The organism is Azospirillum sp. UENF 312511 (genome assembly GCF_058780635.1).
Genome location: NZ_JBSNCG010000005.1, coordinates 1,108,303 through 1,130,010, shown reverse-complemented (window position 1 = coordinate 1,130,010; position 21,708 = coordinate 1,108,303). Strand labels below are relative to the sequence as shown.

General features: G+C 62.5%; 14 protein-coding genes. 1 reads left to right on the top strand and 13 read right to left on the bottom strand.

Going from position 1 to position 21,708, the window contains the following annotated elements; all coding sequences use genetic code 11:
- Positions 1–4: 4 nt before the first annotated feature.
- From ACWPN7_RS33450 to ACWPN7_RS33400, 11 genes are all read right to left on the bottom strand, one after another.
- The gene (locus ACWPN7_RS33450) at positions 5–1,387 is read right to left on the bottom strand and encodes a transposase (RefSeq protein ID WP_200474802.1); all 1,383 of its coding nucleotides are present in this window, start codon (positions 1,385–1,387) and stop codon (positions 5–7) included.
- A 335-nt stretch (positions 1,388–1,722) separates the two neighbouring features.
- Positions 1,723–2,091 (bottom strand): GNAT family N-acetyltransferase, encoded by a 369-nt coding sequence (locus ACWPN7_RS33445; RefSeq protein WP_200474837.1) that lies wholly within the window; start codon positions 2,089–2,091, stop codon positions 1,723–1,725.
- The gene (locus ACWPN7_RS33440; protein WP_200474809.1) at positions 2,067–2,249 is read right to left on the bottom strand and encodes a GNAT family N-acetyltransferase; all 183 of its coding nucleotides are present in this window, start codon (positions 2,247–2,249) and stop codon (positions 2,067–2,069) included. The genes ACWPN7_RS33445 and ACWPN7_RS33440 overlap by 25 nt, the downstream gene beginning before the upstream one ends.
- A 201-nt stretch (positions 2,250–2,450) precedes the next feature.
- On the bottom strand, positions 2,451–4,256 hold the full coding sequence (locus ACWPN7_RS33435; protein WP_456525969.1) for a UvrD-helicase domain-containing protein: 1,806 nt from the start codon (positions 4,254–4,256) through the stop codon (positions 2,451–2,453).
- Positions 4,256–6,391, bottom strand: coding sequence for an AAA family ATPase (locus tag ACWPN7_RS33430; RefSeq protein WP_200474808.1), 2,136 nt, complete (start codon positions 6,389–6,391; stop codon positions 4,256–4,258). Before ACWPN7_RS33430 ends, ACWPN7_RS33435 begins: the two co-directional genes overlap by 1 nt.
- 254 nt (positions 6,392–6,645) lie before the next feature.
- Positions 6,646–6,945, bottom strand: coding sequence for a tyrosine-type recombinase/integrase (locus tag ACWPN7_RS33425; protein ID WP_443623216.1), 300 nt, complete (start codon positions 6,943–6,945; stop codon positions 6,646–6,648).
- Positions 6,942–7,268: a site-specific integrase gene (locus ACWPN7_RS33420; RefSeq protein WP_247891424.1), complete on the bottom strand. Its 327-nt coding sequence runs from the start codon at positions 7,266–7,268 to the stop codon at positions 6,942–6,944. Before ACWPN7_RS33420 ends, ACWPN7_RS33425 begins: the two co-directional genes overlap by 4 nt.
- Before the next feature lie 237 nt (positions 7,269–7,505).
- On the bottom strand, positions 7,506–9,110 hold the full coding sequence (locus ACWPN7_RS33415) for an MFS transporter (RefSeq protein ID WP_247891423.1): 1,605 nt from the start codon (positions 9,108–9,110) through the stop codon (positions 7,506–7,508).
- Positions 9,107–10,219: an HlyD family secretion protein gene (locus ACWPN7_RS33410; protein WP_200474807.1), complete on the bottom strand. Its 1,113-nt coding sequence runs from the start codon at positions 10,217–10,219 to the stop codon at positions 9,107–9,109. Before ACWPN7_RS33410 ends, ACWPN7_RS33415 begins: the two co-directional genes overlap by 4 nt.
- A 70-nt stretch (positions 10,220–10,289) precedes the next feature.
- Positions 10,290–10,736 carry a carboxymuconolactone decarboxylase family protein gene (locus ACWPN7_RS33405; RefSeq protein ID WP_200474806.1) on the bottom strand — a complete coding sequence of 149 codons (447 nt, stop codon included), beginning with the start codon at positions 10,734–10,736 and terminating at the stop codon, positions 10,290–10,292.
- Positions 10,737–10,830: 94 nt separating this feature from the next.
- Positions 10,831–11,571, bottom strand: a complete 741-nt coding sequence (locus ACWPN7_RS33400; protein WP_200474805.1) for an SDR family oxidoreductase — start codon at positions 11,569–11,571, stop codon at positions 10,831–10,833.
- A gap of 223 nt (positions 11,572–11,794) precedes the next feature.
- On the opposite strand from ACWPN7_RS33400, the gene ACWPN7_RS33395 reads away from it, so the two are divergent.
- A complete protein-coding gene (locus tag ACWPN7_RS33395) occupies positions 11,795–13,396 on the top strand; it encodes a winged helix-turn-helix domain-containing tetratricopeptide repeat protein (RefSeq protein ID WP_247891427.1) in 1,602 nt (533 codons plus the stop codon).
- Positions 13,397–13,538: 142 nt separating this feature from the next.
- Here ACWPN7_RS33395 and ACWPN7_RS33390 read toward each other — a convergent pair whose 3' ends face one another.
- Both ACWPN7_RS33390 and ACWPN7_RS33385 read right to left on the bottom strand, forming a co-directional pair.
- Positions 13,539–19,697, bottom strand: a complete 6,159-nt coding sequence (locus tag ACWPN7_RS33390; RefSeq protein WP_200474803.1) for an ATP-binding protein — start codon at positions 19,695–19,697, stop codon at positions 13,539–13,541.
- Positions 19,698–20,195: 498 nt separating this feature from the next.
- A complete protein-coding gene (locus ACWPN7_RS33385; protein ID WP_200474802.1) occupies positions 20,196–21,578 on the bottom strand; it encodes a transposase in 1,383 nt (460 codons plus the stop codon).
- Between the last annotated feature and the right edge of the window lie 130 nt (positions 21,579–21,708).

The window sequence follows — 21,708 nt, the reverse complement described above, 5'->3', positions numbered from 1 at the left end:
TCCCTCATGCCGGCCTGGGCTCCGGCATCGGGATGAGCTTGGCGAGTTTGCGGAGGTTCTGGGCGGCGGCTGCGAGGTGGAACTCGTCGCGAGCACCCTGTGGCCCCCTCAATCGCAGCCGGTCGAGCCTCAGGATGCGCTTGAGGTGGGCGAACAGCATCTCGACCTTCTTCCGCTCACGCCGTGAGGTGGCGTAGGCCTCGGTGGCGGCGATGGCGCGCGCCAGGTCGCGGGCCCCTTCGTGGATGGAGCGCGGGACCTTGCGGGCGGGCGTGTTCGGGCAGCAGCGCGGCTTGAGCGGGCAAGGGGCGCAGTCCAGCGTGCTGGCGCGATAGCGGATCAGGCCGTCCTCGTCGGCAAGCGGGCGCGGCGTCCGATAGGTCTTCTGCCGCGGCCGGAGCTCCTTGCCGGCCGGGCAGACATAGGCGTCGGCCTCGCGATTGTAGGTGAAGTCGGCCCGTTCGAAGGTCCCGTCGCGCCGCTCGGATTTGTCGAAGACCGGGATGTGCGGCTCGATCCCGCACTCATGAACCAGCCAGCCAAGCATCTCGGCCGAGCCGTAGGCGCTGTCGGCGGCCAGCCGCTCGGGATACAGCCCGAAGCCGTCCTGGGTGCGATCCAGCATGGTGCGGGCGGCGCCGACCTCCGCCTGGCGGATGGCCCGGCTCGCCTCGACATCGACGATGACGGCGTGGTCGAGGTCGATCAGGTAGTTGGTGGCATAGGCAAAGAACGCATGACCCTTCTGTGCCCCCGTCCACTGCGCGGCCGGATCCGAACGCGAGACGAACTTTGGCGTCACCTCACTGGCAGCGCCCCAGGCAGCCTCGTCCAGCGTGTCGAGATACTCCCGGACCGAACGGCGGGTCGCTGCCATCGCCTCCCAATCGACGGCGTCCGATCCCGCCGCCGAGCGCTGCTTGTTCGCGTCGGCCCGGATAAGGCTGGCATCGACCGCGAAGCCATCGCCGCCCACGAGCCCGGCTTCCATGCAGCGCTGCACTGTCGTTTCGAACAGCTTGCGCAGGAGATCGCTGTCGCGGAAGCGGCCGTGACGGTTCTTTGAGAAGGTCGAGTGATCCGGCACGTCGCCCTCCAGGCCGAGCCGGCAAAACCAGCGGTAGGCGAGGTTCAGATGCACCTCCTCGCACAGCCGGCGCTCCGAGCGGATGCCGAAGCAGTAGCCGATGATGAGCATCCGGATCATCAGTTCCGGATCGATCGAGGGGCGTCCGAGTGCGCTGTAGAAGGGTTGCAGATGCGCACGGATACCGGACAGGTCGACGAACCGGTCGATGGAGCGAAGCAGGTGGTCCGACGGGACGTGGCGTTCGAGGCTGAACTCATAGAACAGCGCCTCCTGCATCACCGTCCGCTCGCCCATCATCGCTGCGTCCTCCTCTGCCCAGGAGAACTGAATCAGGACTTCAAGCGGCTGGCAACACCGACTTTTTCAACACTATCCGCCAACAGCGGACGTTGGTGGTCAGCCAGAGATCGAACCTTTTCAAATTCTAGAGGGATCAGTATTCGCTGTATCAAAGTCGATCAAAATCGGCGTGCTCGCCAAAGCGGCTTCTGGTTCCACTATTGAGCATGCATATGGTAGGCATGCACCTAGCCATAGTCAGGGCTGGTGCATAACGCTCATCCAATGAAGCCGCTAAGGATGCTATCATCCTAGTGGTCTGCGCCTGACGGAGGGTTACGTTCTACAAGGCATCAAGCGATTGTCAGCGTTTCAAAATTCGTGCGAGTTAAAAGGAATGATACTACGGATTGGCCATGATAGGTGACAGCTCCGGTGGCGCAAAAACCGAGCTTTTTAAGTACATTCTGTGATCGACCATTATTCGGGTGAGTAACAGCAATGACCGTATCAAGTTCTAGTCGGCTGAATCCATAATTTAGGATTGCTTGCCCTGCTTCAGTAGCGATCCCCTGCCCCCAAGCTTGCGGAAGAAGGCGATAACCCATTTCCAGTTGATCATTATTGTCAAAGGGAAACAATGCGCACCAACCAAGAAATCCTGGGCGGTCGCGCCATTCGACAACCCATAGCCCACCTACTTGAGGCCAACCCGTTGCAATCCGAGAAAGGACTCCGCCTTGTGCTCTACTGGGTCTGGTGCGGAACTGAAGATATAATGATGCACCTCAGGATCGAGTTCCATCATCAAGTTGGCTTCTAAATCGGACTCATTTCGGGAGCGAAGAGTCAACCTTTCGGTTTCAATCACATCCACCATCTTTGCATCCTCCCTTGAGGCGCTATCATGGCACCGGATCTTGCTGAGTATAACTAAGAGCGCGGATCAAAACCTCCCTTGGGTCGAGCTAAATCAATGGCTTGGGGCCAGGAAACCGAGGTTTTGATCCGCGCTCTAAGAGAAACATTTTGTTCTACATATGTTAAGCTTCGTCTGGCGCACTCTACTAGAAGGTCCCGGTCAGGCAATCTCCAGCAGCGCGTCATAGTCAAACACGCAATCACTAAGAATGTCCGTTGTCCTGTAGGGCAAACGCCGACCATCTAGACGGCCGGTTTCGGCGATCAAGTGCAGGTTTTTCCGAGGACGGGAGCAAACGACGTAGAGCAGCTTCTTGGCGCTTGCTCCGCCTTCAGGGTCGGCAAAGTGCGGGACCATCCCTTCCAGCATGGCGAAGGCGATAACCGTGTCGAACTCAGCGCCTTTCACGCCGTGGATCGTCGAAATGGTGATCCCTGTCCGGCTGGCGAACACGCGGCGGAATACCCCGATCGTGGAAACGCCCTGGATACCTGCCTCTTCGAGCCGTGCGATCTGAGCCTCCGACCGGGCGAAGAATGTCTCGTAGTGCTCAACGAGCGCAGCCGAATCCGTTAATTCGAAGCCTACCGCGAGGCAGAATTTGTCGAAGAACAGCCGCAGGAACGCTAGCCCGTCGTCCTGATCGATCTGGATGCTATTGCAGCAGCGCAGCAACTCGCGTTTTGATAAACCGCTGACCCGGATGCCAGCATGGCACAGTTCGGCAAGGATTTCCCCCGCCCACCGCGTTCGACGCACATAGAGTTGTGGGGACGGTTCCGTGAGCGCGATACGGGCCACCTTGAACCAAAAATTGTCTTGGTCGCGGGCAAACGGTGCCATACCTGGCCCATCGAAGCTGTATTCCGGCAAGGCGCTCATTAGTCGCCGTGTCAGAGCTGCTAACTGGATCCACCGGGGGCCCACGACGCATATCTCGTGCGCGGCGATTCCCAGTTGCTCGCAGTTATAGCGGATGAGGCGAACGATCTCGTCCTCCACATTCTGGTGCGTCGTCTCCTCGTCGAATGACACGAGGCTTGCATAATCGCGATCCTTGCCTTCCGCCCTAACGTTGGCGGCAAGCAGGTGGTAGTTCGAGAAATACTCCACGATCCGGCTTGACGACCGGTAGTTGATAGATAGGCTCTTGTGGGCCAATTCGAGGCCGCAAAGCGCGGCGAAATCGTCGCGGGTCATTGCGTAGCCGCCGAGTGAGCCGTAAATCGCTTGGTTTGGGTCACCGACCAGAAAGGTGCGGGTCCGGCCGGCGCCAGCCCGCAGGATCGCGGCGAGGATGGCGTACTGAATCTCCCTAGTATCCTGAAACTCGTCGACGAGGACGAACTTGAAGATTGAACTGAGCAGGATCGAAATCGACGGCTCGTTAGCGATCAACTCGTAAGCGCAGTTCAGGATCATCTCAAAGTCGATCATTCGCTCAGCTTCGAGGCACGCCCAATATTCTTCCAACACCCTAAGAATTTGGTCTCGGCGGGCCGGGTTCGGAGCTTCGAGCTGACACCCTCGTGACGAGAAGTAGTAGTTGCAATCGAACGGCCGAATACGTGGGTGACGCCCCTGGCACAGCTTTTCCAACCGCCGTTCTGTCTCGTGCTGGTCGGCGACCCGAAAGCCGAATCTCAGCTTGTTGTGATAGATCGCGTAAGGCCGTAAGATCCAGTCGAGGCAGAACGAGTGTATGGTACCAATCCACAGGCGCTCCGTATCGACGCCAAGCCGCTCGATGCGCTCTTCAATCTCTTCCGCCGCCCGGTGGGTGTAGGTAATTGCCACGATCCAGTGCCGGTCGGATTCAAGGCGAGACAGTTCAAGCGCAATCTTGTAGGTAAGCGCTCGCGTCTTGCCACTGCCGGGGCAAGCGATGAGGAAAACGCTGCCGTCGTGCTCGACGGCGTCGACTTGCTCGTCGTTCAAGTCATCTTTATTCCAGACGAACACCATCAGGTATACCCGAGAATTTCAATAATAACGTCGCCGGGGAGTACCGGGGCAAGAGCGGTGAGCAGTGCGGGCGTGTCAATTTCGCCCCGCTGATACTGCCCCGTGTGCACCCGGATTTCGGCCGCGACGTTTGGTGGCAGCAGCGCGGGGTCGTTGTGCCTCTTAAGTCGATAGTCGATCATGTTTGCCAGCACGGCGCGGCTAAGCGGTCGGTGTGCTGTAAAAATTGCTTCCAGCAGATAGGACGGGATGCGCGATCGGGCGGTCACCCGCTTGGCAAGCTGTATCGCCAGCCACCCTTTCCCGGCGTAGTTCGCCATTGCGAGGATCCGGCGACCAAAACGCCCAGGATCGGCCGATCGAAGTTCTTCAGTAGCCGTCTGGATCATCTCGGGATCGACATAGACCGCCCCGAGGCTATCGACCGCGACCTCCACGTTGCCGGTCCGCACGAACTCGACCTCGAAGGTGCACTGAGCGAAGTGGGTCGATAGCCACGGATTGTCGACCTTAAAGAGGTTGAGCCGTGCTTGGCGTGCAACGCCAGCCGCCGCCGAGTTGATGGCCTTAACCTTCTGCTTGGCGAGTTGCTTGGAATCGGCCGCGTTGGGTGTCGTGTCGAAGAAACAAGCGTCGAGGTCTGTCACGATGGCGCAGCGCTTGCGGATGCGGTCGTCATGGAAGAGCACGGCGACGTTCTCAAAGCCGGTGCTCCGAATGTTGATGAGGCTGATGCCGAGTTCGTCGAGGCTGACACCAAGCACTTCCTTTACCAGAGCTGGGACTAAAATTTCCTCGGCATCGCCTTCGACGAGTATGACGCTCTTGGCGAACAGCAGATTGCTTCGCACCGCGTCGAGGTAGCGCTGAATGTTGCGAATGTCGCTCGCGTTTAGACCGGTTGCCGGCTGGTAGACCTCACATCGTGCGCCGTTGCGGGCGAGGATGTTGACGTTCTCAACGTTACTGACCTCGGAGATTTGGGTTGAGTGTGTCGAATAGATAACTTGAGTATCGGTGTAGGTTAGTCGATCGAAGAGCGTCTTCTGAATGTGGGTATGGATGTGAGCTTCCGGCTCTTCGATCAGGAGGAAGTTGGCACAGGCCTGCTTAGCCTTTTGGTATTTGAACTCCAGCAGTTTAAGCGTGAGGTAGATAAGGTTGGCGCCGCCAAGACTCAGTTCGTGAATCGCGCCCTCGTAGTCATCTTCCGTCTCGCCCACGAACAATCGAAGGGATTGAAACAGGCGCTCGGCCTCTGCGGGGACCGCCGAACGCACTGCCAAATTGGCCGGAGCATAAGTTTCACCTGCGGCATCACGGATGGTTTGGCGAATGTCGGCCCTAATCTCGCCAACATCGGGCAGGCCTTCAATGGCTGCATTCAGGTCTTTGACCTTCTCAGTGATCGGCTCCAGCGCGACCGGGTCAACTTCGCCGCTCTTGCTGCGGAGCAAGGTCAGGAGCGGATTGGTCCGTTGGCCCTGGAACTCGCTGACGACATCGCGCAAGGCCTGGACGAAGGTGAAGCAGATTTCCTTAGTAACCGACAAAGCCCTTGGAATTGGGCCGCCAATCTCCGGCGGATTTAGTTCTTTCGGAAACCGAACCTCGTCGAAGTCGCCCACCAGCGCTGTATAAACCCCGGGATCGGTGAAGTCGGCGGTGCTTTTCCCGGTTAGGACGGTTTCGTAATCATCTGTCGTAAGGCCCTTTAGCAACTCGGCGAGTCCGGCTTGGTCGCCTTGCTCAAGCTCGCCCAGTTTAGACCGTATGGCGGTGCTTGGGCGGAAGATCAGATTATAGGTCGCGCGGCCGACAGCGGCGCCCTCGATGGCGCCGGCCCCATGCAGGAAGAGCGCCTGGATCGCCTCGTCTTGGGAAACCTCACTGAACTCCAAGCTGATTACGATCCAGTGACCGCGCCAATTTTTGAGACCACGATAGAAATCGGTCTCGTCCAACCGATAGGCCCAACGGAGCTGATCGGCATCAAGAAGGAGCCGAATGGCGCGAAACAGGTTCGTTTTGCCCGAACCGTTCTCACCGATGATCGTGTTAACGCCCTTGTTGAAGACGGCGTTGGCTCGCTCGAAGTTTCGATAATTAACCAGTTGGACACGGGAGATGTGCATGACGCCGGTTTTCCGCTCGCTTTCCTCAGAGCACTGCCGCCCTAGGTCAAGCTTACTCAGCTTTAGACAAATTGTCTGCAACTTTGAGGGAAGGCGCAGGATCAGCGCGAACCGGGCGCGGCCTAGATCTACGCTATCCTCAACCAAGCGGCCGACCGACCGTGTCGCCTTCGGAGGAACCTTTCAACGGTCCGCTTCGGATCAGGGCGAGCCGGGAAGTGCCCCCGTTGCTGGAGGCACTCTCCTCATGCTCCTCAAATCTCGGTCTGCTCGGCCAGCGCCAAAACGTCCTCGACCTCTATCCCCAGATAGCGGGCCATGCTCTCCAGCTTGGTGTGGCCGAGCAGGAGTTGGATGGCCCGCAAGTTTCCGGTTCGCCGGTAGATCAGGGTCGCCTTAGTCCGGCGCATAGAATGCGTGCCGTAGGTCGCAGCATCCAGGCCGATCTCACCGACCCAGTGATCGACCAGCCGCGCATATTGGCGCGTCGAGATCGGTCGGTCCGGTCGCACGCGGCTCGGGAACAGGTAGTCGCTGTTGTGTCCGCTTCTCAGCCGGATCCATATCGGCCGACCGACTCCCGGGTCTGCTCGGTGATCTCGAACTGGACCGGATGGCCCGTCTTCTGCTGCACCACGGTCGCGCGGGAGCGCACCGTGCCGTTCAGCGCGACATCGCCGATCTTGAGACGGACGAGATCGCATCCACGCAGCTTGCTGTCGATGGCCAGATCGAACATCGCGAGGTCGCGTGTGGCGCCCGCCAGTTGAAGGCGGATGCGGATTTCCCAGACATGCTTGGGCTTCAGTAGAGGTTTCGGTCCGATCAGGCGGCCTTTGTTCCACGGGACCCGTCCAACCTGAGTGTCATGGCTCATCCTCGGTCTCCTTATGAACATGTGCCTCCTCCGATCAGCAGAGGCAGCGTCCATAAGGGTCGGATGAGACCGTTGACGATCCATGGATGCGCTTCTTCCTTCCTCGCATGTGGCCGGCGTTGAGTCTTTTCATGGTCGATGGATGCTGCAGCAGGGTGTGCGACGCCTTGCCTTCCTGCGCGCTGTTTTCACGGCCGCACATCCTGCCCAACCCCTTGGCGCATCGGCTACCGGTGTTCACGGCCAACCGCCACGGTGACGCACGGCGCGCGCCATCCTGCGGCGGGAGAGGCCGATCTTGATGCCGATCAGCACGGGCGCGGCGATGACGAAGAGCAGGGCGATTGCGGTGAACGCCGTGTCGTAGGCGATCACCGTGGACTGACCCGTCACGGTCCGGCTCAGAAGGCTCGTCGCGGCCCGGCTCGCGGCCGCCGCCTCCAGCCCCTTCACCGTTAGCGTGGCTGCGGTGGTCATCAGCCGCTCGAGGGGCATGGAACCTCCCGCAGTGACGTTGGCGCCGAGGGCCACAACGTTGGCGGCGACGTTGTGGTCGATCAGGGTCTGGAGTGCCGCGACTCCCATCAGGCCGCCAAGCTGTCGACCCGTGTTGAAAAGGCCGATTCCGGCTGCCAAAGTCCGGCGGTCGAGGCTGCCGAAGGCGATGAGGGTGATCGACAGGAATAGGAAGCCGAGGCCCAGACCGCGCAGCAGAATCGCCGCCATCATGTCGTCGGCACCACTCTCGGCGGTCGAGCCGGACAGCATCCACATGGCGCCCGTGATGGTCAGGATGCCGAAGGGCACCGTGGTGAATGGGGGGACGCGGCGCACCTGAATCAGAAAGGCGGCCATCAGGAGCGAGCCGATGAACAGCGCGCCGCTCGGCAACAGCAGCAGGCCAGCCTCGGTGGGCGTGAAGGCGAGGACGGACAGGGCGAACGACGGAATCAGGAATGCGCTTCCGGACAGAGCGGCGCCGGCGACGAAGCTGACGATGAAGGCGAAGGAAAAGGCGTCTGATTCGAACAGGGAAGCGTCGAGCAGGCCCTGGCCCTTCATCAACGCCTGTTGGCCAAGAAAGGCCAGCAGAGCGGCTGCGCCGGTCACGGTCAGCCACAGGATGCGGGGCTCCTCGAACCAGTCCCACCGGCTGCCCTGGCTGAGGACGCAGGTGACGCAGAAGACCGCGATAGCGATCAGGGCGAAACCAATTCCATCAAAAGGACAGGAGGCGGCCTTGGCGGGCATCGGTCCGTCGGCGATCAGCAGAAGTCCCGTTGCCGCCAGGGCCAGCGGAGCGACGCTGAAGAAGATCCAGTTCCAGGATTGGCTGTCGAGCAGCGCCCCCTGGAAGGCCGGTGCGATCGTCGCGGGAGCGACGACGGCCCCCATGGCGAACAGGGCTTGCAGGGCGGGCTGGCGGGAGCGCGGCCCGGCGAGAAAAAGCATCGCCTGCCCGCCGACGAGCAGGGTGCCGCCGGCGAAGCCTTGGACGGTCCGAAGGAGCACCAGCAGGTCCAGCCGATCGGTCACGGCGGCGATGCCGCACGCCAGGCCCATGGCCAGGGTCGAGCCGACGACCAGACCGCGCGGAGGCAGGCGGCTCATCAGCCAGGGGGCGGCCAGGAAGCCGAGGAGCTTGAGCGTGGTGTACCCGATGTCCAGCCAGGCGAATTCGTCGGGGGTCGCGTGCGTGTCGCCCATGATGCCGCCGCGCCCGAGCGACAGGATGGTGCCGGCGACCGCCTCCGTCAGCGCGGCGAGCAAGATGCCGGCGACGAGGAGGATGTCGGCCGCGATCCCGTCACGGCCCGGCGTGGCGGTGGAGGTGGCGGTCATTGGCTGCCTCCTTGGGCGATCTCGACACGCGCCGACAGGCCGGGCACGAGGCGGCCGGGCAAGGGGTTGCTGGCGAGCCGGATCTTCACCGGTACGCGCTGGACGACGCGAACGAAGTTGCCCGTCGCGTTGTCTGCGGGCAACAGGCTGAAGGCGGACCCGCTGCCGGGCGCAAGGCTGTCGACCACACCGTCGAGCGTCCCGCCCGGATAGCCGTCGACGGTGACGCGGGCGCGCTGGCCGGGCCGGATGTGCTCGAGCTGGGTTTCCTTGTAATTCGCCACCACCCACACAGTGTCGAGAGGAACGATGTCGAGCAGGGAGGCGCCCGGCGCGACGAGGCGGCCGACGCGGACCTGACGGTTGCCGACCGCGCCGCCGACCGGCGCGCGCACCACGGTGCTCTCGAGATCGATCCGGGCGAGGTCGCGCGCGGCTTCGGCCTGCGCCACGGCGGCGACGGCCGCGTCGCGTTGCGCGGCAAGGACGGCGAGGCGTTGCTGCTGGGCCTCGACCGTCGCCGAGGCGGCCGATACGCCCGCCTCCGCTTTCAAGCGCGCCGCGTCGCTTTCATCCAGGTGGGCCTGGCTGACGGCGTTGCCGCGGATCAGCTCACGGCGGCGGTCGTAGGCCTTGGCCGCGAGCGTCATCTCGGCCATGGCCGACCGCCTCTGGGCGTCGGCCTGCCGGATCAGGACATGCTGAAGCCGGGTCTCCGCATCAACGTTGGTAAGCCGGGCTTGGGCCGCCTCGACATTGGCCACCGCTTGGGCAAGCCGCGCGCGATAATCGCGATCGTCGATCCGGAACAGGACATCGCCGGCCCTGACGGTCTGGTTGTCCGCGACCTCGACGGCCGTGACGTAGCCGGCGACCTTCGGGGCGAGCGAGGTGACGTCACCGCGGACATAGGCGTTGTCGGTCGCCGTCCCGCCGTTTGAACGGGCCCAGTTCCACCCGCCCGCCGCGGCCAGCACGGCGCCGAGGCACAGCAGCACGCCGGCCGTCCTTCTTTTGTTGGGGGGCGCCGCAGCGGCGCCGACCGTGGAGCGTTCGCCGGTGACGTTCGCTCCGGCGATGACGGCCCCCCTGTCCTCGAGCGTGTCCATTCCCTCATTCCCTATTGGGGGTGTCCCAGCGTCGCCGCCGCCGATCGCCACAGCTCCCGTCGGCATCCGCTCATGCCTTGGCGGCCACCGGGAGACGGAAGGGGGCACCCAGCCGGTTGAAGGCGTTCATCGCGGCGATAGCGATGGTGAGATCGACCAGATCCTTCGGCTCGAACGCGGCCGCCGCCGTCGCGTAGGCGGCGTCGGACGCGTGGGTTTCGCTGACGCGGGTCACCTCCTCGGCCCAGGCCAGGGCCGCGCGCTCCGTGTCGGAGAACAGGTGCGGCACCTCCTCCCACACCGGCACCAGCGTGACCTTGTCGACCGACATGGTCTTCCGGAGGTCGCGGCTGTGCAGGTCGATGCAGTGGGCGCAGCCGTTGATCTGCGAGACCCGGAGGAACACGAGATGGATGAGTTCCTCGGGCAGGCTGGTGCGCGTCGTGACGTAATGATGGACGCCGAACAGAGCCTTCGCGCCGTCGGGCGCGACCTCGTGCCAAGCCATGCGTGTCATGATGTTTGCCTTTCCAGACAACAAAGGAGGACGGTTTCCGCGTCACCGGCCCATGGCCGGCGTCGGGTGGTTTCAAAGCCCTTCAGGGCGCGGCCTACCGGCCGAGCCAGTCCGCGAACCGGATGGCGCCGAGGCGCGGGTTCTGGCCGGGGGTCAGCGATTGATCGTTGAGAACGTCGCCGAAGTAGCGCGCGTGGATGTCCGGCACGACCTTGCGCGTGTCCTTCGTCGCTTGCAGGAAGCGCCGGACCAGCTCGTCGAGCGGGATCGCCTCCGGACCGGCGACTTCGAGCGTGCCGTCGATCGGCGGTGCGAGCGTGACGTCGGCGAGCGCCGCCACCACGTCGTCGGAGGCGATCGGCTGGATCAGCGCCGGCGACAGGCGGATCTCCTCGCCGACGGTGGCCGACTGCGCGATGCCGCCGACAAATTCGAAGAATTGGGTGGCGCGCAGGATGCTGTGGGGGATGCCGGACGCCTTGATGAGATTCTCCTGGGCGACCTTCGCCCGGAAATAGCCGTTGTCGGGAAGCCGTTCGCTGCCGACGATCGAGAGGGCGACGTGATGGCGGACACCGGCGGCCGCTTCGGCGGCGAGCAGGTTGCGGCCCGAGGTCTCGAAGAAGTCGAGGACGGCCTTGTCCTCCCAGACCGGCGCGTTCGCCACGTCGACGACGACGGCGGCTCCATCCATCGCCTGGACCAGGCCCTCGCGGGTGATGGTGTTCACGCCCGTGTTCGGGGAGGCCGCGAGCGCCTCGTGGCCGTGCTCGCGGAGGGTCTTCACCAGCTTCGATCCGATGAGGCCGGTGCCTCCGATGACGACGATCTTCATGGGGCTCTCCGTTTCTCTCGACGGAAACCAGCGCCGCCGATGGAAGGGAGAGTGCCCGGGCGCGCCGGGGAAGTCCTTGCGGCGGGCTTGAATTGCCCTCCAAGGATGCTTGGTTTTCCGTCCACGCGCTGCCGTGCTATCAAGGGCGCGCACCGTTCGCCCGTCGTCCCGGACACAGGGAGCCGAGAGCGCACGGCCCAGGGGGAAGCCGGCCTTGCGCTTCATGTTTGGAGACTATCAGCTCGATCAGGAGCGCCGGGAACTGACCCTGCGCGGTCGGATCGTGGGCGTCGGCCCGCAGGTCTTCGACCTGTTGCTGCATCTCGTCCGCAACCGCGACCGCGTCGTCAGCAAGGACGATCTGCTGGAGGCGGTGTGGAACGGACGGATCGTCTCGGAATCGACCATCACCAGCCACATCAACGCGGTCCGCAAGGCCATCGGCGACAACGGCGAGGAACAGCGGCTGATCCGCACGGTCCCCCGCAAAGGTTTCCGCTTCGTCGGGGCGATCGAAGTCGGGGCGGCCGGGGTCGGTGCGATCGGGGAGACACCCCAGCCCGGCGGGTCAGGCATCGCCAGCCGCGCCTCCAGCGAAGGCAGGGAGACACCGTCCGGGCCGGTCCTGCCGGACAAGCCCTCCATCACCGTGCTGCCCTTCCAGAACCTGAGCGGCGATCCGGAGCAGGACTATTTTGCCGACGGGGTGGTGGAGGACATCATCGCCGCCCTGTCGCGCCTCCGCTGGCTGTTCGTCATCGCGCGCAACTCGAGCTTCGCCTACAAGGGCCGGGCGGTGGACGTGACAGAGGTGGGCCGCGAGCTGGGCGTCCGCTACGTGCTCGAAGGCAGCGTGCGCAAGTCCGGGAACAAGGTGCGCATCACCGGGCAGCTGATCGACGCGACCACCGGGACGCATCTCTGGGCGGAGCGTTTCGAGGGCACGCTCGACGACCTCTTCGAACTGCAGGACCGGATCGCCGAAAGCGTCGTCGGTGCCATCGCACCGCAGCTCGAGCGGGCGGAGATCGAGCGCGCCAAGCGCAAGCCGACGGAAAGCCTGGGTGCCTACGACTACTACCTGCGCGGCATGGCAAAGCTGCACAGCGGAACCCGCGAGGCGATCGACGCGGCGCTGCCCCTGTTCCATAAGGCGACCGAACTCGATCCGGAATTCGCCTCGGCCTATGGCGGGGCGGCCTGGTGCCATCTCTGGCGCAAGGTGAACGGTTGGATGACCGACCGGCCCCGGGAGATCGGCGAGGGGGTGCGGTTGGCGCGGCTGGCGGTGGAATTCGGCCGCGACGACGCGGTCGCGCTGACGAGGGCCGGGCACGCGCTCGGTCACTTCGTCGGTGATCTCGACGGAGGCATCGCGCTCATCGACCGGGCGGTGCTGCTCAACCCCAACTTCGCCCCCGCCTGGTTCCTCGGCGGCTACCTGCGCGTCTTCCGCGGTGAAGCGGAAAGCGCGGCCGAGCATTTCGCCCATGCCGCCCGCCTGAGCCCGCTAGACCCGGAGATGTTCCGGATGCAGGCGGGGACGGCGCTGGCGCATTTCTTCGCCGGGCGCTTCGACGCCGCCGTGGCCTGGGCGGACAAGGCGCTGGGGAACCTGCCTATCCTCCTGTCCGCCATGGCCCTGACGGCGGCGAGCCACGCGCTCGGTGGGCGGACGGAGGAGGCGCGGCAGGCGATGCGGCAGCTGCGCGCGCTCGACCCGTCCTTGCGCGTCTCCACCCTCAAGGAGTGGCTGCCGATCCATCGTACTGAGGATCTCGCGCGGTTTGCGGAGGGGCTGCGGCTGGCTGGGTTGCCCGAGTGAGCGCAGCCGTTGTCTGAAGCGCGCCAAGAGCGGCCCTATACCGTGTTCTGAAAGCTGATGTCGTGACCGTCGAACAAGACAAGGGGGCATACATCACCTCGCTCTGTTGGGAGTGGGGGAACTCTCTAGCTGTGAGGCGTATCTATAACGGTGCGATCTCTGCGGCGTGGACGGAGGTGCGAACTACCTTGGTTTCCTGATCCGTGTACGCACGCGCGATGGCGATGGCTCGGAAGCCGCCGTGCATCGCACCGAGTATGGCTTCCGCTGCGGCGGGAGCTGCAACGACAAGCCAGCCCTCGCCACAGATGTCACGATGGTTCGGCTTCTGGCGGAACAGCGGACCGTCGCGCCAGAAGTGGCTTTCCACCATTACCCGGTCCCGTTTGTCCATCCAGCGGAACAAACCGTTACGGTCGAAACGCCAGCCCAGGTGGAACCCGAGCGCTGGATTCAGCGCCAGCCATGCTGTGCCACCGATCGCCCGCCATGCGCGCCCCTTGACCACGGTGGCGGGAATATCTTCGGAGCCGCCCAGTCGAGGATAGTCACATGCGGACCACCACGTCCTACCCGGGAAAAACTCCCATGGCGCATCGCCCAGGTTGGCAGGGCACTCAGAACCGCTCATCGCCATCATGGATAGTCGGATTTCCCTTGGTTGCTCCCAGTCCAGTTTCTTGAATGCCGACATTTCACCGAGAACGATCCGCCCGTCCGCCAGGCGGCGCGCCAGATGATGTGCGGCTTCCGCGCTGGCATCGACCCAGTCCTTGCGCGGGTAAGAGCGCATTCCGTCAACGGCTGGCAAGGCGATCGCGTGGGGACGTTCCTCCGCCCGGCGCAGAGACAAAACCCTTTCATGGATGAGCAGATCATCACCTAAAACTCGCAAGACTTGATCGTCTAGTGCGCCGGCATCGAGCATTTCTGCCACTACCCGGTCAAAAGCCCGAAGTGCGGCTGCGGGTCGCAGGCGGGTGTAAGTGATCTCCAAGTCGGCACCACTAAGCCAGTCCTGAAAAGTCTTCTCTGCCGCTTTGCCCCAGTGGTCCGTCCCCCCTTCCTGTCGCATGAAGGTCGCGGCGCGCGATAGCAGGTTGTGAACCGGGATGTTGCTACATCTTGACAGGAACGCGAACAGCCCCACGAACGGGCGCAGGAGTTCTTGAGGATCGTCGGTGTCGGACAAGACTTCTCCCGGCTTGAGAAGCCGGTGCGGTCGGGTGACGGACCCCGCCAGATCGGGTAGCCGGAGACTGTAAACCGCTGGCAGGGTTCCATGTTCCGCAGGAATTTCCATGGGGGTAATATTGATGCATTGAGCAAGTCGGCGCGCAATGATACGCACGGACATCGATGGAGCGATGCAGGCATTGACGATGCGGTCGGCGAACCGACTGACAACATCCGGACGCAACGGCTGAACGGCGTCAATCATGGCGAAGGCCATCATTTCGTCGTTGGAAGCGCCGTTCAACAGTCGGTCCAGGTGCGCGTCGATCTCGGCGCTCGCCGTTCCTTCGCCCAGCATTGTGCAGAGAGTTCGGAAGGCCCGATCGCGGACATCCGGGACGGGTAGCGCCAGGGCATCAAAGGTGATCGCAACCAGAGCCTGCTCAGAAGTCATTGACAAATCGGCCGGAACATCGGGGATCGGTGTCGCCATGGAAAATTCATGGAGTTGGTAGATGTGCTCCTCGAACTCCTTCCATATGCTGGCGACCGGTACCTCCTCAAAAAGCAGCGGGGCGATCCGGTCTAAGCGCCAAATCAGCTCCCGCGGGTATCTGTACTCGCCGATAAAGTCGGCGACGAACTGCCGGATCGCCCGGGCGCGCCCGGCAACGGGATCGACGGCAACCAGCGCTTCAAACGCCGTTACTCGCGAACCGCCGTCGTACCGCGGATCCCATCCGCCAGGTTTGGACTTCGCGAGCAGGGGTTCGGCGATGCGCCAAGCCTCCTCACCATGACCTAATATGGCAAGTCTGCGGGCCAGCAACGCCCGCGAAACACGGCCCTTGGCGGCTGCGTTGAGCCGCTGTGCGAGATCGCGTGCTTCGTCGGCCGAAAGGTTGCTTACGATCACATCGACGGCCTTGTGCCATGGGAACGATGCGTCCTCAACCACCTCCTCGAGCAAGGCAACGAGGTCCCGGTATGAATGAACACGCTCCATCACATTCTCGTCTGTCAGCGTTTCGCCGGAACGAAGCGTGATTGAGGGGCGGGTCGCCGTATCACGGTGTGGCGGCGTCGAGGAAAGCAGTTCATTGAGCCACGCCGGAACAGCTCCTACTTTCCGGCATCCATCCGCCAGTGCCGACCGCCAAGCGAACCGGTTGGAGGGGCAGGCTTCAGTGGCGACCACTGCGGACAACTGCCGTAGCACGGCGTCCGCCTTGTCAACGGGGAGCTTGAGATACGCCGCCTCAGCCAACCGGCAAGCACTGATTTCATCGACCGATCCCTGGAACGGAATCAGAAGGTCTCCGGCCACCATGGCCGCCATTTCGGACGAAGCATCCGGTCGAACGACCAAACCTCTCAGGAGACCCTCCAACGACGTGTCGAAATCGGCGCCATGCTGGTCGAGCAGCCATCGGCGCAGCACCACGCCCAGCCCTGGGTTCAACCTTGCCGCCGATTCCAGAACCAGTCGCGTGGCTTCGGAAACTCCATTCCCCCGGTGCGCCGATTTGAGGATGGCGAGGGCTCCGACGAAACGTTGTATTCGGTTCACCGCGCCGACCGGAGCAACCTCATTCACTCTCCCCAGCCATTCGGCCCAGTTCTCGATCTGATAGTCCTTGTCATGGTAGACGCCAAACGACGTTTCGAAGAGCCGAGCAACCAGCGCCCGACCGCGAGCGATATCTCCAGCTTTGCCCCACGAGACGATCTGCTCGACCAAGCCATTAACACGATCGTGAAGATCATCATCTTCCGCGAGCCACGCTTCGATCGCTTCCAGTCGTCGGCGCAATGCGTCAGCATCGTTGTTATGACCGAAGAGGCTAAGTGCGATGTGCCGACGCAGGGATAGCCTCCAGTATCGGCCACGCTCGGCACTGTCCCATTCCGCGTCGAACACATCAGCAAGAAGCGCAACGGTTTCGGCGCCGAGCCCCGCGGCGATATCGATAGCGAAATCGAACAGCTCAGGTGCTAGCCGTTGGAACACGTGCCACGAAGTCCAGCTCTGCGTTTCGCGCCACTCGCGGCAGTAGAGGTGCAGGACGGGGCGGATCGTCCGCAGGAACTCGGTGGGCGAAACTGATGCGCCAAACCACTGCCGCCCCTGGATGGTTGCAAGAAGCACGAGCACCCGTTCGAACAGGACACTTCCCTGGTCCCGCTCGTTCTCGGCGTTAGGCACGGCCTGCGCCGGCGCAACCGGCCTTCCCAAGGCGGCCAGCAGCCGATTGAAGCGGATGCGGTAAGAAAAGGCCCACAAACCGGCTCGGTCGCTAAGGCCAAGAGCGTCAACGCACTCCGGTTGCTCGATTCCCTCGAGCAGATCCTCGGCAAGCTGTTTATCTTGACGCCCCATCAGCGCGAACCGGGCCAAAACCAGCCGATCAACCGCCGCAAACGGCGCTTTCTGGTGAGCGGTGTTTAGGCGGTTAAAGGCGGCGTGAGTATGTTCGGCCTTCTCGTCACCGAGCAGAACGTCGAGCCAATCGATCCGCCCGGCAATCACCGCGTCGGCTCCTTCCACAATGCATTGCTGCCGCAGTTGCTCAAGAAGCTTAGGGTCCGCCATAGCATAAACAGCGTCGACGACCGCGGTGAGCAGCGACATCCGAAGCTTTTGCCGCGCGTCGTCCACCCCCTCCTGCGGAAGGAGATCCTGCGAATCCGGCTCGAGATTCGCAATAACGGTTAGAATTTCGCTGAGAGGACGGAACCTAGGGGCGGCACGCGCCCAACGTTTCAGCCCACGATGTTCGTCATGAAAACCACCAACCGGCTTCGATCCACTCAGGACCTCCAACGGTTCCGCCGCTTCAAAAATACGCCTTGCAACCGGCTCCGCCTGCATCTCTGCGAGTTCCCCAGCCAGCTCCAGCGCCTCCAAGGAAATAAGGAGCCTTCCATCCCGGAGCACATATCGTTCGAGCGCTTCCGGGCCGTCGAGCGCCAGCACAACCTTCCAAAGGTCGGCTTCGCGGAGATGTTCATCCCTTTCATCCAGTTCGTGTTCGATCAGCAGGAGGCGCACGATGGCGAGTGGGTCCAACCGCTCTGCCACCGCGCGGAAGCAGAGCGTAAGGTCTTCCGAGATATCATCGAGCGAGCGCCAATTGAAGAACTGCCGACGAAAATGCGTCTGGGTGCCGAGACGAAGCACCGCTTCATAATCGCCGGCTTGCGCGCGATGATACAATTCCTCCCATGCAAATGGGCTGCATGGCGACGCCGCAATCGCGAGATCGGCAAGACGTGCATGGTGACGCCGGTGCGCCTCCGGGTCTATGTCGCCGAATAGGTCGCGGCCAGTCTCATGCAGGATGAATTGTCGAAAGCTATTGTGGAAGAACCTCCAGGAATCGGACGAATCTTCTCGGAAATAGTGACGAGCCTGTTTCAAGAATCTCTTGAACGTTTCTAGGGTAGCCCATGTCTGGGCGATCTTTGGATTGAACGGCCCCCTCAAGCGCGCTAGCAGTGCGAGCAGTCCACGCAGATCCTCTTGATCTTCGAACACCTGCCAATGATGCTGATATAGCTCCTCGATGCTTCCGCCATATACGTCGGCGGACGACAGGATGGCGTCGATAGACTCTGCGTCGGGAGCGACCTGTAGTCGTTTCAACAGGTACGCAAGTGCCAACGGGTGCCCACCCGAAAGAGCGCAGACCGTGTCGATCTGCTTTTCGCTCAGCGGCCGGGCAGCGCACACCTTGGCAGCAACTGCGCGTACCGCCGCGCGCGGTAAGGGCCGAACGGTCAATGTCCTGTGGTTCTCTGGTCGAAGCTGGACAGAGATGCCAGTCGGCAAACCAGTGAGTTGTAGTTTTTGCGAACCGAGTATGAAAATGACGCCTGCTGGCACGGACTGTGGGGCTGGCAAGTCCGACAGCAGCGTCCGCTCTGGCGCTTGTTCGCGCTCGATGTGGTCAAGACCGTCGACGAGAATCAGGGTTTTCACCCCGTCATCTTGATAACGGCTGTGAAGCTCTCGGAATTGCTCCGCAAGGTGGGAAAGCAACTCTTCGCGTGTCTCCCCCAAGCTCCGACCGGCCCCGCGGATGCCGTGGCGACGCAACTGGAGGACCAAATCGTGCAGAAAATTCAGCGCCTCGCCACGTCCCACACCACCGTCGGGGACAAAGGCATAATAGCGCACTATCCGGAAGCCTTTGCGATAACGGAACGTCTTGGTAAGAGTCGTTGACTTCCCCGAACCTGGGGAACCGACGAGCGCAACGTAGCCACTGTCGATGCGCTCCAACAGGACCTCAAGCTCGGCGACGGTTTCTGCGATCGGCTGGTACAGCGCATCGTCCACTGGAAATTCATGAACAAAGCGAAGTCGGAACCGATCCTCCCAACCAAGCCGGCGCAGAAGGTCGTCGCGAGGAAGCTCGACAATGGAGCCGCCATCGGCGACATGTCGGAAAAGAAAATCAGCAAGCGCCTGAATGTCCTTTGCCCGTCGTCGCTCCTCGCGTGTGTCGTCCACAGTCGGTGGAAGCCGCCATTCAAAGTCGAAGTGGCAACGAGAAGCGAAGCGTCGGAAATCGTTTGGGTCCAGCCCGGCGGCTTGACGAAGGGCATCGACGGCGCTTACCCATCCGGGCGGCGAGGCGGCTCCGGCAGCGAAGGGACCCCATGCATCACGCAGAAAACGCTGGAAATGTAGCTTGCCAGGCGGCGGTGTATCGTCCTTGGGAACGCTAGCACCATCATTGGTGGACGGAACCCAGTTGGTCGTGAGGTGAACATGAACCTCCGACCCAGGATGAAGAGTCGATATCGCGCGCCAACCATCGGCGAGTTGTTTAACAAGATTCGGCTTTTTCACCTTGCCGTCCGCGATCTCTTCGGCCCGGAGAGCTGCGAACGTAATGTTCTCCGAGAACTCACTCCATTTGACTTGGTAGGCGTCAATACGGCTTGGCGTCGCGATCTGGATGTCATCGACGCGTCCAGCTTCGGGATCGGCAACACGTATCCACTCGAGCGTTCCTTCGAGCAAGCGCGCATAGATTAGGTCTGCTGCTACCCGGTACTGTGCGGACAAGCCTCGGGCAGCGTTGCGCTCACCTTGAGAAGGGGCATTGCTCGACATCGGCTCTCTCACCCATCAGCGCGCTTGTTTTAGATGGTCCAATATACACCGATCACAACAACAGGGGAACGGCACCGCCCAAGCGTGTACCGCAGTCGGCGGAACCGTCGGTCCGTGCTTCAACTTAAAATCAGCAGTAGGCGTCAACAGCATTATTGATGATTCGGCGTCAGGCAGGGTAAAGTACAAGATTAGCATTAGGTCGGGCGTGAGCCGAGCGTAGACAGCTCTAGCGAATCGGTCGCGAATAGGATGCATTCGGGCATTCTTGACGTGGTCTCGCGTGGAACAAATCAATGAAGGTATTGTCTGTCTGTTTACTTCGCGTGCGAAAATCCACATAGACGCCGTTCAGATGTGCCATTGGTTCAGCATGCGCCCGGATAATTTTAAACCATTGTCGCAGAAAGTCCGCTCCTGGCGGATATCGTTGAAAAAGTCAGGTGCTGATCGAGTGCTGCTGCGCCGATCGTAAGGACCGAACGGGCAGAGGCTCCCTCATGCCGGCCTGGGCTCCGGCATCGGGATGAGCTTGGCGAGTTTGCGGAGGTTCTGGGCGGCGGCTGCGAGGTGGAACTCGTCGCGAGCACCCTGTGGCCCCCTCAATCGCAGCCGGTCGAGCCTCAGGATGCGCTTGAGGTGGGCGAACAGCATCTCGACCTTCTTCCGCTCACGCCGTGAGGTGGCGTAGGCCTCGGTGGCGGCGATGGCGCGCGCCAGGTCGCGGGCCCCTTCGTGGATGGAGCGCGGGACCTTGCGGGCGGGCGTGTTCGGGCAGCAGCGCGGCTTGAGCGGGCAAGGGGCGCAGTCCAGCGTGCTGGCGCGATAGCGGATCAGGCCGTCCTCGTCGGCAAGCGGGCGCGGCGTCCGATAGGTCTTCTGCCGCGGCCGGAGCTCCTTGCCGGCCGGGCAGACATAGGCGTCGGCCTCGCGATTGTAGGTGAAGTCGGCCCGTTCGAAGGTCCCGTCGCGCCGCTCGGATTTGTCGAAGACCGGGATGTGCGGCTCGATCCCGCACTCATGAACCAGCCAGCCAAGCATCTCGGCCGAGCCGTAGGCGCTGTCGGCGGCCAGCCGCTCGGGATACAGCCCGAAGCCGTCCTGGGTGCGATCCAGCATGGTGCGGGCGGCGCCGACCTCCGCCTGGCGGATGGCCCGGCTCGCCTCGACATCGACGATGACGGCGTGGTCGAGGTCGATCAGGTAGTTGGTGGCATAGGCAAAGAACGCATGACCCTTCTGTGCCCCCGTCCACTGCGCGGCCGGATCCGAACGCGAGACGAACTTTGGCGTCACCTCACTGGCAGCGCCCCAGGCAGCCTCGTCCAGCGTGTCGAGATACTCCCGGACCGAACGGCGGGTCGCTGCCATCGCCTCCCAATCGACGGCGTCCGATCCCGCCGCCGAGCGCTGCTTGTTCGCGTCGGCCCGGATAAGGCTGGCATCGACCGCGAAGCCATCGCCGCCCACGAGCCCGGCTTCCATGCAGCGCTGCACTGTCGTTTCGAACAGCTTGCGCAGGAGATCGCTGTCGCGGAAGCGGCCGTGACGGTTCTTTGAGAAGGTCGAGTGATCCGGCACGTCGCCCTCCAGGCCGAGCCGGCAAAACCAGCGGTAGGCGAGGTTCAGATGCACCTCCTCGCACAGCCGGCGCTCCGAGCGGATGCCGAAGCAGTAGCCGATGATGAGCATCCGGATCATCAGTTCCGGATCGATCGAGGGGCGTCCGAGTGCGCTGTAGAAGGGTTGCAGATGCGCACGGATACCGGACAGGTCGACGAACCGGTCGATGGAGCGAAGCAGGTGGTCCGACGGGACGTGGCGTTCGAGGCTGAACTCATAGAACAGCGCCTCCTGCATCACCGTCCGCTCGCCCATCATCGCTGCGTCCTCCTCTGCCCAGGAGAACTGAATCAGGACTTCAAGCGGCTGGCAACACCGACTTTTTCAACACTATCGGCGCTTGGCTGACGTTCGGCATGTCCGTTTTCATGACGAAGGGAGCGGCCGC

Coding starts and splice junctions, on each gene's coding strand:
- ACWPN7_RS33450 (WP_200474802.1), bottom strand. CDS start 1,387: ATGATGGGCGAGCGGACGGTGATGCAGGAGGCGCTGTTCTATGAGTTC.
- ACWPN7_RS33440 (WP_200474809.1), bottom strand. CDS start 2,249: ATGGTGGATGTGATTGAAACCGAAAGGTTGACTCTTCGCTCCCGAAAT.
- ACWPN7_RS33435 (WP_456525969.1), bottom strand. CDS start 4,256: ATGGTGTTCGTCTGGAATAAAGATGACTTGAACGACGAGCAAGTCGAC.
- ACWPN7_RS33430 (WP_200474808.1), bottom strand. CDS start 6,391: ATGCACATCTCCCGTGTCCAACTGGTTAATTATCGAAACTTCGAGCGA.
- ACWPN7_RS33420 (WP_247891424.1), bottom strand. CDS start 7,268: ATGAGCCATGACACTCAGGTTGGACGGGTCCCGTGGAACAAAGGCCGC.
- ACWPN7_RS33415 (WP_247891423.1), bottom strand. CDS start 9,110: ATGACCGCCACCTCCACCGCCACGCCGGGCCGTGACGGGATCGCGGCC.
- ACWPN7_RS33410 (WP_200474807.1), bottom strand. CDS start 10,219: ATGGACACGCTCGAGGACAGGGGGGCCGTCATCGCCGGAGCGAACGTC.
- ACWPN7_RS33405 (WP_200474806.1), bottom strand. CDS start 10,736: ATGACACGCATGGCTTGGCACGAGGTCGCGCCCGACGGCGCGAAGGCT.
- ACWPN7_RS33400 (WP_200474805.1), bottom strand. CDS start 11,571: ATGAAGATCGTCGTCATCGGAGGCACCGGCCTCATCGGATCGAAGCTG.
- ACWPN7_RS33395 (WP_247891427.1), top strand. CDS start 11,795: ATGTTTGGAGACTATCAGCTCGATCAGGAGCGCCGGGAACTGACCCTG.
- ACWPN7_RS33390 (WP_200474803.1), bottom strand. CDS start 19,697: ATGTCGAGCAATGCCCCTTCTCAAGGTGAGCGCAACGCTGCCCGAGGC.
- ACWPN7_RS33385 (WP_200474802.1), bottom strand. CDS start 21,578: ATGATGGGCGAGCGGACGGTGATGCAGGAGGCGCTGTTCTATGAGTTC.